This window comes from Sphingomonas sp. AP28, assembly GCF_056680455.1.
Window position 1 is genome coordinate 1961107 of sequence record NZ_CM155283.1, and the last position, 11453, is coordinate 1972559.

At 66.2% G+C, this 11453-nt stretch carries 10 protein-coding genes, 1 tRNA gene and 1 pseudogene; 6 read left to right on the forward strand and 6 right to left on the reverse strand.

All coding sequences use genetic code 11. From position 1 onward, the window contains the following. Positions 1–70 precede the first annotated feature (70 nt). Together AC1MH0_RS08890 and AC1MH0_RS08895 are read right to left on the reverse strand one after the other, a co-directional pair. Positions 71–304: pseudogene (locus AC1MH0_RS08890) on the reverse strand (3TM-type holin); the annotation flags it as partial. Positions 305–391: 87 nt separating this feature from the next. After that, entirely contained in the window at positions 392–928 is a 537-nt protein-coding gene (locus AC1MH0_RS08895) for a glycoside hydrolase family 108 protein (protein ID WP_480965573.1), read from the reverse strand. 535 nt (positions 929–1463) lie between these two features. Here AC1MH0_RS08895 and AC1MH0_RS08900 point away from each other — a divergent pair. Continuing rightward, complete coding sequence (locus AC1MH0_RS08900; RefSeq protein ID WP_120300575.1) at positions 1464–3746, forward strand: NADP-dependent malic enzyme; 2283 nt, start codon at positions 1464–1466, stop codon at positions 3744–3746. A 141-nt stretch (positions 3747–3887) separates the two neighbouring features. Here the strand turns inward: AC1MH0_RS08900 and AC1MH0_RS08905 are convergent. Beyond that, a tRNA-Pro gene (locus tag AC1MH0_RS08905) sits at positions 3888–3964 on the reverse strand. Positions 3965–4057: 93 nt separating this feature from the next. Beyond that, on the reverse strand, positions 4058–4366 hold the full coding sequence (locus tag AC1MH0_RS08910) for a putative quinol monooxygenase (RefSeq protein WP_480965574.1): 309 nt from the start codon (positions 4364–4366) through the stop codon (positions 4058–4060). Positions 4367–4536: 170 nt separating this feature from the next. On the opposite strand from AC1MH0_RS08910, the gene yajC reads away from it, so the two are divergent. From yajC to AC1MH0_RS08930, 4 genes are read left to right on the forward strand one after another with little or no spacing between them, the layout of a single operon-like run. After that, the gene (yajC, locus tag AC1MH0_RS08915; protein ID WP_056066746.1) at positions 4537–4881 is read left to right on the forward strand and encodes a preprotein translocase subunit YajC; all 345 of its coding nucleotides are present in this window, start codon (positions 4537–4539) and stop codon (positions 4879–4881) included. Then, positions 4881–6485 (forward strand): protein translocase subunit SecD, encoded by a 1605-nt coding sequence (gene secD, locus AC1MH0_RS08920; RefSeq protein WP_056489897.1) that lies wholly within the window; start codon positions 4881–4883, stop codon positions 6483–6485. Before yajC ends, secD begins: the two co-directional genes overlap by 1 nt. A 14-nt stretch (positions 6486–6499) precedes the next feature. Continuing rightward, entirely contained in the window at positions 6500–7465 is a 966-nt protein-coding gene (gene secF, locus AC1MH0_RS08925; RefSeq protein WP_056489900.1) for a protein translocase subunit SecF, read from the forward strand. Positions 7466–7472: 7 nt separating this feature from the next. Further along, on the forward strand, positions 7473–7847 hold the full coding sequence (locus AC1MH0_RS08930; protein WP_093398720.1) for an Mth938-like domain-containing protein: 375 nt from the start codon (positions 7473–7475) through the stop codon (positions 7845–7847). A gap of 141 nt (positions 7848–7988) precedes the next feature. Here AC1MH0_RS08930 and AC1MH0_RS08935 read toward each other — a convergent pair whose 3' ends face one another. Beyond that, positions 7989–9161 carry a glycosyltransferase gene (locus AC1MH0_RS08935; RefSeq protein ID WP_480965575.1) on the reverse strand — a complete coding sequence of 391 codons (1173 nt, stop codon included), beginning with the start codon at positions 9159–9161 and terminating at the stop codon, positions 7989–7991. A 298-nt stretch (positions 9162–9459) separates the two neighbouring features. Then, positions 9460–10284, reverse strand: a complete 825-nt coding sequence (locus tag AC1MH0_RS08940; protein ID WP_480965576.1) for a class I mannose-6-phosphate isomerase — start codon at positions 10282–10284, stop codon at positions 9460–9462. Between the two features lie 244 nt (positions 10285–10528). Here AC1MH0_RS08940 and AC1MH0_RS08945 point away from each other — a divergent pair, with 244 nt between their 5' ends. Next, positions 10529–11428, forward strand: coding sequence for an outer membrane protein assembly factor BamD (locus AC1MH0_RS08945; protein WP_480965710.1), 900 nt, complete (start codon positions 10529–10531; stop codon positions 11426–11428). The last annotated feature ends 25 nt before the right edge of the window (positions 11429–11453 follow it).

Sequence of the window (11453 nt, forward strand, 5' to 3'; positions counted from 1 at the left end):
CCCGTTCATCACTGAAGTCAGCCAGTATGGGTTCCCGCCTCCGCGGGAATGACGAAGGAGGCTTGGGTGGTTACCGCCCCTTCCCCCATTCGCGCGCCACCGTGTAGCCTAGATAACCAGTGCCGAAGAGCGCGTAGAGGGGTTCGGGGATTGCGTTCAAATACGCCGCCATGCCGGCAGCGATCGCCTGCGCCATCTGCGGACGGACGGCGGCGATCAGGCCTGCGGGGATCGCGCCTAGCAGCAATGTGTACATCACGTAGAGGAAGGTCGGGCGGGCTCGGGTGATCCAGGGATCTGGTGCGGGATCAAGGGGTTGCGGGGTCATTGGCTGCCTTCGGCAAAAGTGAAGTATAGGAAGTGTAGACGCTGGGAGCGTTTCGCCGGGGCGTCAGGTGCGGTTGGCGAGCCAGCCGTAGAGGAAGGCTTCGTTGGCGGGGCGAGTCTCGGCGAGCGCGACGTAGCGTTCGCCTTGCAGCGCCTCGATCGCTTTCAGGAGCACGGTTTCTCCGCCGGGTTTGCGGCGGGCCAGGAAGGAGTCGAGCGCGGTGAGCGTGGCGGGGCCGATGCGGCCGTCGAGAGTCATGTCGGGATAGTCGGTGGCGCCGCGGTTCAGCGCGTTGAGCGCGCGTTGGAGGAAGGTGGCGGCGACTGCGGGGCCCATGTTTACGCCGGTGTCGAACAGTTCTTTGGCGATTTTTGGGGCGCGCGGGGCGATCTGGTCGAAGGCCGGGCGGGTCCAGTAGAGGCGGTGGTAGATGGTTTCCGCCTGGTCGCGGGGGAAGTTGCGCATGTCTCCGGGGTAGCCGTTGGTGCGGGCTACTTGTTGCGTGATGCCGTAGCGGGTGGGGCCGCCTCGGTCTGCCGGGTGGTTGGTATAGCCGCCTTCGCGGTCGATGACGGCGTCGATTAGGTGGTCGATGGTCATGGCGGGCTCCCGGTTTTGTCGACGGAATTGAACCATATTGGTTCGCTGTAGGACAGGGGAATTTGGGGATCATGCCCTGCATCGTTCCTTCACTTCCTCGGTCTACCGTTCCCCCGCGGAGGCGGGGGGCCAGGGTTACGGCGGACGCCGTTCGTGATTCCTGGGCTCCCGCTTTCGCGGGAGAACGGAAAAGGGAGCCCGGCCCATCCGATTAGATCGCACCTCCCCGGCGGAGGCCGGGGTCCAGTTGGGGGACGGTGACAACGGAGACCGGCGCTTCGTTACCTCTGACGTTCCAACTGGGCCCCGGCCTTCGCCGGGGCGGTGGCCAGTTCCCAGGTGGCATCTAATTCTGGGGTGATGACCAGTTCCAGGGTAGCCGGCGTGCCCCCGCTCCACCCGCAAACCGACGCTACGTCCGCGCGGGGTTGGCGGATTGGTGCCCCTAAGGCTATGCGCTCCCTTGAACATTCGCCGCGGGCTCTGTCTGCGCGCTCAACCCGGTCGCCGCCGCGGCCGACAGGTTAGGAAGACCATGGAAGACGATTTCCGCAAAGCCGCGCTCGATTATCATCGCTATCCCAAGCCCGGTAAGCTCTCGGTCGAGGCGACCAAGCGGATGGCGACGCAGCGCGACCTCGCGCTCGCCTACTCGCCGGGTGTCGCCGCCGCGTGCGAGGAAATCGCCGCCGATCCGGACAAGGCGCGGGATTATACCGCGCGGGGCAATCTCGTCGCGGTCATCACCAACGGCACCGCGGTGCTTGGGCTCGGTGCGATCGGTGCGCTGGCGTCGAAGCCGGTGATGGAGGGCAAGGCGGTGCTCTTCAAGAAATTCGCGGGGATCGACTGCTTCGACATCGAGATCGACCAGCTCGATCCGCAGGCGTTCATCGAGGCTGTCCGCGTGCTCGAGCCGACGTTCGGCGGGATCAATCTCGAGGACATCAAGGCACCCGAATGCTTCGAGATCGAGACCAAGCTGCGTGAACTGATGAACATCCCGGTGTTCCACGACGACCAGCACGGCACCGCGATCGTGTGTGCGGCGGCAGTCCGCAACGTGCTCGAACTGCGCGGCAAGCGGCTCGACCAGATGAAGCTGGTGACGTCGGGCGCAGGTGCGGCGGCGCTCGCGACGGTCGACCTGCTGGTGTCGATGGGGCTCAATCCCGAGAACGTGACGCTGACCGATATCGCGGGCGTCGTGCACAAGGATCGCGGCGACGTGATGCCGCCGAACATGGCGCGGTACGCCCGCACGACCAATGCGCGGACCCTGCCGGACGTGCTGGAAGGGGCGGACATCTTCCTCGGACTGTCGGCACCGCGCGTGCTGAAGCAGGAATGGCTGCATCTGCTCGCACCCGATCCGCTGATCCTGGCGCTGGCGAACCCTGAGCCGGAGATCCAGCCGGCGCTCGTGCATGCGACGCGGCCCGATGCGATCATCGCGACCGGGCGTTCGGATTTTCCGAATCAGGTCAACAACGTGCTGTGCTTCCCGTTCATCTTCCGCGGTGCGCTCGACGTCGGCGCGACCGAGATCAACGAGGCGATGAAGGTCGCTGCGGTCGACGCGATTGCGGCCCTTGCGCGCGCCACGGCTTCCGATGTGGTCGTCACCGCTTACGGTGGCGCGACGCCGGTGTTCGGGCCGACCTACATCATTCCCAAGCCGTTCGATCCTCGGCTGATCCTGCATGTCGCGCCGGCGGTGGCGAAGGCGGCGATGGATTCGGGCGTGGCGACGCGGCCGATCGAGGATTTCGACGCGTACCTGCGTGACCTCGAAGTGTTCGTGTATCGCTCGGGCCAGTTGATGCGGCCGATCTTCGCGCGCGCCAAGCAGGCGGGGCGCTCGATCGCGTATGGCGAGGGCGAGGACGACCGCACGCTGCGCGCGGTGCAGACGGTGATCGACGAGGGTATCGGGCGGCCGGTGCTGATCGGGCGGCGCGAGGTGATCGCCGAGAAGATTCAGTCGAGCGGGTTGCGGATGGCGATCGGCACCGACGTGGAGGTGCTCGATCCGGGTACCGACCGCGAGGTGTTCGATCCGCTGCTTGCCGGGTATAACGCGCTGGTCGGCCGTCGTGGATCGCCGCCCGACAGCGCGGAGCGCGCGCTACGGACTCGGCCGAGCGTGGCGGCGGCGATGCTTCTGCGCGAGGGGCGTGTCGATGCAGCCTTGTGTGGCGGGATCGGCGACTGGTGGACGCAGATGACCTACGTCATGCCGCTGATCCCGCGGATGCCGGGCGTCTCGCGGTTGTATGCGATGTCGGCGGTGATTTTGCGGACCGGCAGTCTTTTCTTCTGCGATACGCATGTGACGGTCGATCCGACTGCCGAGCAGATCGCCGAGATGACGTTGCTCGCGGCCGAGGCTGTGCGGGCGTTCGCGATCGAACCGAAGGCGGCGTTGCTGTCGCATTCGAGCTTCGGCGCGTCGCGGTCGCCCTCGGCGCAGAAGATGCGCGCGGGGCATGCGTTGCTGAAGGCGGCGGCGCCCGAGTTCGAGTTCGATGGAGAGATGCACGGCGATGCGGCGCTGTCGGAGGCGCTGCGGCGGCGGTTGGTCGCGGACAGCCCGCTGACCGGGTCGGCAAATTTGCTGGTGATGCCGAACATCGATGCGGCGAACATCGCGGTGTCGCTGTTGTCGGCGTCGACCGAGTCGTTGCCATTGGGGCCGATGCTGCTGGGGCTCGCCAAGCCGTTGCAGATGATGGTGCCTAGCGTGACGGCGCGGGGGATCGTGAATTTGAGCGCGGTGGCCGTGGGTCATGCGGCGACGGTGAGCGAGACGGCCTGACCTCTAACGGTTCTCCCGCGAAAGCGGGAGCCCAGGGTTGCGGGCGGCAGCGTTCGTGATCCTGGGCCCCCGCGTTCGCGGGGGAACAAGAAGATTTGCCAAGACCTGATCGGCTGGCTGTCGTTCATTGATGTAAGAAAATGGTCGGAGCGACAGGATTCGAACCTGCGACCCCCACACCCCCAGTGTGGTGCGCTACCAGGCTGCGCTACGCTCCGACCGAACGGGCCGCATAGCAGCCCGAGCCGCGCGCTCTACGCAGGGTCGGCGCGCGATGCAAGTCGCAACGCCGCTTGCCCGCAAGAATTGCCTCAGTCGCCCATCAGCGTGCGCCAGAAGCTGCCGTCATACGCTTTCACGCTGACCTGCTCGATGGTGTACGCGCGCAGGGCGCGACCGAAGGCCTTCTGGTGTTCGGCCTGGCCGTGCGCGGCGATCGCCTCGGGACTCGCCCAGCGTTCGGAAATCCGGATCAGGTCGGGATCGATCAGGTCGAGCGCGAGATTGTAGAACTCGCAGCCGTCTTCCTTGGCGCAGGCGGCCATGTGCGCGATCAACGTATCGGCGATCTTTGCGCCCTCGCCTGTGGCCAGCTTGATATGTCCCATCACCAGAATCATCGCATCTCTCCTGTTTCGCCCTGGTTTCGCCGCGACTTCATCGTGGTCTCTACACGAACCGTCTACGCCTGCGTCAGTTGCACGGGACACCAAGCGATGATAGCGGGCGGACCAATGCGACCGGCCGCGCGGCGCGCGAACCGAGCCACCCTTCACAGATACGGAACTCCATGTTCATCTCACCAGCATACGCCCAGGCCGCAGACGGCGCCGCCACGACGGCGGGAGGCGGGATCGCCTCGTTCCTGAGCCTCGCGCCGCTCTTCCTCGTGTTCGTCGTGTTCTATTTCCTGATGATCCGCCCGCAGCAAAAGCGCATGAAGGCGCTGCAGGCGTCGGTCGCCGCGGTGAAGAAGAACGACAGCGTCGTGACCTCGGGCGGGATCCTGGGCAAGGTGACCAAGGTCGAGGATAACGTCGTCGAGGTCGAGATCGCCCCGAATGTCCGCGTGCGCGTCGTCAAGGCGACGCTGACCGACATCACCAGCCCGAACACGAAGCCGGCGAACGACTGATGCTCGACTTCCCGCGCTGGAAAATCGGGTCGATCATCGGGTTGCTGGCGGCATTGTGCCTGCTGGCGATCCCGAGCTTCCTCCCCGAGAGCACCACGAGCCAATGGGGGCGGATTCCGCATCCGCACATCAACCTCGGGCTCGATCTCGCCGGCGGCAGTTACCTGCTGCTCGAGGCTGATACCGCCGACCTCGCCGCGACGCGGATCGAGGCGATGCGCGACAGCGTCGCGGGGACGATGCGCAACGGGACGCCGCGGATCGAGATCGGCGACATTTCGACGCGGGGCGGCCAGCTGACCTTTCTGCTGCGTGATCCGAGCCAGGTCGACGCCGCCCGCGAGCGCCTGCTGGCGATCACCGGCGGTGGCGCCGGGATGAGCGGCCAGCGCGAATGGGACATCAACGTCGTCGACACGAGCCGGTTCGTGCTCAAGCCGACCCAGGCCGGCCTGACCCAGGCGGTCGACACCGCGATGAAGGACGCGACCGAAGTCGTCCGTCGTCGTATCGACGCGCTCGGCACCAAGGAGCCGACGATCGTTCGCCAGGGCGCGACGCGGATCGTGGTGCAGGTGCCGGGCCTGAAGAACCCGCAGGCGCTGAAAGAGCTGATCGGCAAGACCGCCAAGCTGGAGTTCAAGCTGGTCGACGAGACTGCGAACCCGGCCGACCTGGTCAAGGGGATCGCCCCGGTCGGCAGCCAGGTGCTGCCATATCCGGGCAACCCGCGCGGCGTGCCGTTCATCGCGGTCAAGCGATCGGTGATCATCTCGGGCGACCAGCTCGCCGATGCGCGCCAGGAGTTCGAGTCGCAGACCAACGCAGCCCAGGTGGCGATCACGTTCGACGCGGTCGGCGGCCGACGCTTCGCCAAGGTGACGACCGAGAACACCAACAAGCCGTTCGCGATCATCCTCGACAATTCGGTGATCTCTGCGCCGAACATCAACGAGCCGATCCTGGGCGGTCGCGCGTCGATCTCGGGCAACTTCACCGTCGAGTCGGCCAACGCGTTGGCGATCTCGCTGCGGTCGGGCAAGCTGCCGGTCAATTTGAAGACCATCGCCGAGAGCACCGTCAGCCCCGATCTCGGCAAGGATTCGATCCGCGCCGGCGTGCTGGCGTCGATCGTGGCCGCGCTGCTCGTGATCGTGTTCATGTTCGTCACCTACGGCCGGTTCGGCCTGTATGCGAACCTCGCGGTGGTCATCAACATCCTGGTCATCGTCGCGGTCATGGCGATGCTGAACGCGACGCTGACGTTGCCCGGTATCGCCGGGTTCGTGCTGACGATCGGGACCGCGGTGGATGCCAACGTGCTGATCAACGAGCGTATTCGCGAGGAGCGGCGACGCGGGCGTAGCGTCGTCCAGTCGGTCGAGCTCGGCTACAAGGAAGCATCGCGGACGATCTTCGAGGCCAACGTGACGCACGCCATCACCGGCGTGATCATGCTGTTGCTCGGCTCGGGTCCGGTGAAGGGCTTTGCGGTCGTGCTGCTGATCGGGATCTGCACGTCGGTGTTCACCGCCGTCACGTTCACGCGGATGATGGTCGCGCTGTGGCTGCGGAAGAACCGCCCCACCACGATCAATATTTGAGGCGGGAGATAACCATGCGCCTGCTGAAACTCGTACCCGACAACACGAACCTGAAGTTCGTCTCGCTCCGCAAATGGGCGTTCGGGCTGACCCTGCTGCTGTCCCTGCTCGCGGTCGGGCTGGTCGTGACGAAGGGCCTCAACATGGGCGTCGACTTCGTCGGCGGCGTCCTGATCGAAGAGAAGTTCGCGACCCCGCCGTCGATCGATGCGGTCCGCACCGAAGTCGACCGCCTCGGCGTCGGCGAGGCCTCGATCCAGTCGTTCAGCGATCCGAAGACGCTGTCGATCCGCCTGCCCGTGCCCGCCGGTGACGAAGGCGCGACCAACCGCCTCGTCAAGAAGGTGTCGGACGACCTCGCCGTGAAGTTCCCCGGCGCGACCTTCTCGAAATACGACACGATCTCGGGCAAGGTCTCGGACGAGCTGATCAGCAAGGGCCTGCTCGCGGTCGGACTCGCGATCCTGGGCATCGCGCTGTTCGCGGTGGTGCGGTTCGAATGGCAGTTCGGCGTGTCGACCGTCGTCGCGATCGTCCACGATCTGTTGATGACGCTCGGCTTCTTCGCGCTGACGCAGTTCGAGTTCGACCTGAACATCGTCGCGGCGGTGCTGACGATCATCTCGTACTCGATCAACGACAAGATCGTGATCGACGATCGTATCCGGGAGAACATGCGCCGCTATCGGAAGATGGACATGCGCGAGATCATCGACCTGTCTGTGAACGAGACGCTGCCGCGTACGGTGATGACGTCGGTGACGATCCTGCTCGCGCTGGTCGCGATGCTGGTGCTCGGCGGCCATGTGCTGCGCGGGTTCACCGCGGCGATGATCCTGGGTATCGTCGTCGGAACGTACTCGTCGATCTACGTGTCGTCGTCGCTGCTGATCACGCTGGGGCTGCGGGCCGATCCTGCGCCGCGTAAGGGCGGCGTGCAGGACGGTGCCGAGCGGGTTGGTCCGAAGGTCGAGCGTTGATCACGTCATGAGGATGGACCGCGAGAAGACCGATGGGCCGATGATCTCGGCGATCGGTCGGGCCGGGTTCAAGGTCGACGACGGCTATTATACGGCGCTGTTGATCAGTCCCGAGCGGGCGGATGGCTGGGAGCCGCCGGCGTTCGAGGCGCTTGGAGAGGCGGACGTTGCGGCGTTGCTGGCGCTCGATCCGCCGCCGGAGTTCCTGTTGCTGGGTACCGGTTCCGCGCTGCGTCAGCCGCCGCTTGCGTTCAAGCGGGCGGTCGAGGCGCGGGGGTTCGGGATCGAGGCTATGGATAGTCGTGCTGCCGCTCGGGCTTGGGCGGTTCTGCGTGGTGAGGGTCGCTGGATCGTGGCGGCGCTGTACCCGCTCGAGGGGTGATTTGAGACTGTTGATCCTCCCCCGCCAGGGGGAGGTGGCTGGCACTTTCCAGACGGAGGGGGAGATAAGGATAAACCGCCGTTCGGTGCCCTCCCCCTCCGTCACCTTCGGTGCCACCTCCCCCTGGCGGGGGAGGATCGTTTAAAAGCGGTTTGCCGCCAGCGTTGCCAAATGCTCGTAGAGCGCGGCGGTGTTGGCTTCCCAGGTGAAGCTGGCGACCGTGGCGCGGGTGGTTTCAGGCGTAGGAGGATCGGCTAGAAGCGCGCCGATCGCGGCGGCGAAGGCTAGTGGGTCGCCGATCGTGACGCGGCCTGCTTCGGGGGATGTCACCACGTCATGCGCGCCGCCGGCGTCGGTGATGACGATCGGCGTGCCGCAGGCGAGCGATTCGACCCAGGCGTTGGCGAGGCCTTCGGACTCGGAGGCAAGCGCGCTGACATCGGCAGCGGCGATCAGCTTAGGGATTTCGGCGTGGGGTACGGCGCCCAGCAGGCGGACGCGGTCGGTTATACCGAGTCGTTCGATCTGCGCTTCCAGTTTCGCGCGCGCTGGGCCGTGCCCGGCGATCAGGAGCGTGACGCCGGGGAGCGCGGCGACCGCGTCGATGACGATGTCGTGCCCCTTGCGCGGGATCAGCGCGCCGACCGAGACGACCAATGGACCGGAGACGCCGAGGGCTGCCTTGGCGGCGGCGCGGTCGATGGGGTGGAAGCGGTCCTGGTCGACGCCGGTGTGGTGGACGCGGATGCGGTCGGCGGGCAAGCCAATTGCGACCATGTCGGCCTTCATCGCGGCGCTGACCGCCAGCATGCCCGCGGCGTTGCGGCCCGCGTCGCGGACCTGGGCGGCGGTGGCGGGCGCGGTACCCCAGATGTGGATGTCGGAGCCGCGCGCCTTGATCGAGACGGGGACGCCGTAGCGCTTGCCGAGCGCGACCGCGGCGGGGCCGTCGGGGAAGAAGAACGACGCGTCGATGACGTCGAACGCGAAGTCTTCGCGGATCGCGTCGAGGATGGGGATGAGCGCGCGCTGCAACGCTGCGGCGTGATGGCGGCCCTGGAGGAACGGGCGGACGGTGAAGCGCGGACGGTGGAGGTCGATGCCTTTCCACCGTTCGTGCGTCGGGAGCTTGGCGAGGGTTGCGTAGTGGCCGAGGTGGCGGAGCGGGCCCGGGGGGAGGCCTATCGGTGCTACCGCTTGCAATGACACGTCGGGATGCGCGGCGAGGCCGAGCGTCTGGCGTTCGACGAAGACGCCGAAATTGGGGCGGGTCGCATCCGGGAACAGGGTGGAGAGGGTTAGGATGCGGAGCATGGTCTGGGGGTTACAGGGGGCGGGTTAATGTGGGGTGAGTTTGGACTCGATGTCGTGGAACGTGAACTTGCTCACGAGACGCCACCCCGGCGGAGGCCGGGGCCCGGTTGGGGACGTAGCTAACGGAGCGTGATCCTCCATTATTGCCGCCTTTCCACCTGGGCCCCGGCCTTCGCCGGGGTGGTGTTCGTGTGAGGGGTGGTTGCCCTCGATTACCATGTTTCCCCGCGAAGGCGGGGACCCAGACTGGGCTCCCGCCTTCGCGGGAGAACAAGGAGGCGGGAGGTGAAGGTGTTGCTCAGATCCGCTTCGCGAGCGGATACGCGAACAGCACATCCGCATCCGCACTCGTCGAGATCGTTTCGCTGCCGGTCATCGTCGCGCATTCGCCGGCCTTGAACGCGACGCCCGCGACATCGCCCGAGCCGGTGATCGGGATCACCCAGCCTGTCGTGCCTTCGGGCAGGTTGACGACGTGGTCGCCGCCCTTCCAGCGCTCGAGCACGAACTTCGGGCCCTCGACCATGATCGTGCGGCCGGTCTCGACTTCGATCGGCGGCGCGACGGGGACGTAGGGTGTGGGGTCGGCGACCTCGATGCCGTCTTTGAGGTGGAGCTCGCGGTCACTGCCGTAATCGTACAGGCGATAGGTTGTCTCGGAGTTCTGCTGGACCTCGATCACCGTCACGCCGCCACCGATCGCGTGGATCGTGTCCGACGCGCAATACATGAAGTCGCCCGGCTTGACCGGCTTCCAGTCGAGCTTGTCCTCGATCGTGCCGTCGATCGCCGACTGCCGGAGTTCATCCTTCGAGATCGGCTGCTTCGTACCGACCGCGATCGTCGAGGTCGGCTCGGCGGCGAGAACCGTCCAGCACTCGTCCTTGCCGCGCGGCAGGCCGGCGGCGTGCGCCTGTTCGTCGTTGGGATGGACCTGGACCGACAGCTTCTCGCTGGTGAACAGATATTTGATCAGCAGGTCGGGCGTGGTGTTGCCCGGCTCCTGGAACCAGACTTCGCCGATCGGCGGCGTACCGGGGGCGGCATCCTCGAAACCGGGCCAGAGCGTGTCGCGACCCCAGGGCTTCTCGACGCGGTGGGTATGCAGCAGGGTGGCGGGCATGGGATATCCTCGACTGGAATGACGGGTCGGCAACGCACGACTATTGCCGTGTGATCCGGCTCACGGAAACCCCCCATGGTCGGCAACCGCGGGGCCAGTATTCGGGCGCCGAACGGGGGTGGCGAAAGGGATTGTTCGCGAAGCCCCGCATACGCTAAGGACAACGCCGATGCGTATCCCCCAGTCCCTTCCGAGCATGTCGCGTGCCTTTGCTGTCACGCTCATCGCAGCGCTTGCGCTCCCCATGGCCGGTTGTGCGGGTCGTTCCGCCAAGGGCGACCTTCCTTACGTCGCGCGCGACGTCGGGACGCTGTACTCGACCGCGAAGCAGCGACTCGACCAGGGGCGGTACAAGGAGGCGGCACAGCTGTTCGACGAGGTCGAGCGTCAGCATCCCTATTCGATCTGGGCGCGCCGTGCGCAGATCATGTCGGCATTCAGCTATTACCTCGCCAAGGATTACACCGCGTCGATCAGCTCGGCGCAGCGCTTCCTCGCCGTGCATCCGGGTAACCGCGACGCGCCCTATGCCTATTACCTGATCGCGCTCGGCTATTACGAGCAGATCACCGACGTGACGCGCGACCAGAAGATCACGCGCCAGGCGCTCGATTCGCTGGGCGAGCTGATGCGCCGCTACCCGAACACGCGCTATGCGTCGGACGCACGGCTGAAGATCGATCTGGTCAACGACCATCTCGCCGGCAAGGAGATGGAGATCGGGCGGTTCTACGAGACACGCGGTCAGTGGCTCGCGGCGAACGGCCGGTTCCGCACCGTGATCGACAAGTTCCAGCAGACCACGCACACGCCGGAAGCGCTGATGCGGCTGACCGAGACGTATCTGCAGCTCGGCGTGCCTATCGAGGCCGAGAAGGCCGCTGCGGTGCTGGGGCGGAACTATCCGGGTACCGACTGGTACGATCACGCCTACAAGCTGATGCAGGAGCATCCGGTGAAGCCGCTCGCACCGCTGGCACCGGGCGAAGTCGCCGTGCCGACCGGGACCGCGGGCGCGCCGGCGACCGGTCCGGTCGAGATCCCCAAGGTCAAGGGCAACTCGGGCGGTACCGGCACGGGCGGCGTCTCGACTCCCGCGCCGGTCGGTCCGGGCAGCGCGACGCGGACGACCCCAGGGACCTGAGCCGGGAACCGAAGCCCGCGAAGAC

What these genes read in the sequence shown, in the direction of transcription:
- AC1MH0_RS08895 (WP_480965573.1), bottom strand. Translation starts at nt 928, where the DNA reads ATGACCATCGACCACCTAATCGACGCCGTCATCGACCGCGAAGGCGGC.
- AC1MH0_RS08900 (WP_120300575.1), top strand. Translation starts at nt 1,464, where the DNA reads ATGGAAGACGATTTCCGCAAAGCCGCGCTCGATTATCATCGCTATCCC.
- AC1MH0_RS08910 (WP_480965574.1), bottom strand. Translation starts at nt 4,366, where the DNA reads ATGATTCTGGTGATGGGACATATCAAGCTGGCCACAGGCGAGGGCGCA.
- yajC (WP_056066746.1), top strand. Translation starts at nt 4,537, where the DNA reads ATGTTCATCTCACCAGCATACGCCCAGGCCGCAGACGGCGCCGCCACG.
- secD (WP_056489897.1), top strand. Translation starts at nt 4,881, where the DNA reads ATGCTCGACTTCCCGCGCTGGAAAATCGGGTCGATCATCGGGTTGCTG.
- secF (WP_056489900.1), top strand. Translation starts at nt 6,500, where the DNA reads ATGCGCCTGCTGAAACTCGTACCCGACAACACGAACCTGAAGTTCGTC.
- AC1MH0_RS08930 (WP_093398720.1), top strand. Translation starts at nt 7,473, where the DNA reads ATGAGGATGGACCGCGAGAAGACCGATGGGCCGATGATCTCGGCGATC.
- AC1MH0_RS08935 (WP_480965575.1), bottom strand. Translation starts at nt 9,161, where the DNA reads ATGCTCCGCATCCTAACCCTCTCCACCCTGTTCCCGGATGCGACCCGC.
- AC1MH0_RS08940 (WP_480965576.1), bottom strand. Translation starts at nt 10,284, where the DNA reads ATGCCCGCCACCCTGCTGCATACCCACCGCGTCGAGAAGCCCTGGGGT.
- AC1MH0_RS08945 (WP_480965710.1), top strand. Translation starts at nt 10,529, where the DNA reads ATGGCCGGTTGTGCGGGTCGTTCCGCCAAGGGCGACCTTCCTTACGTC.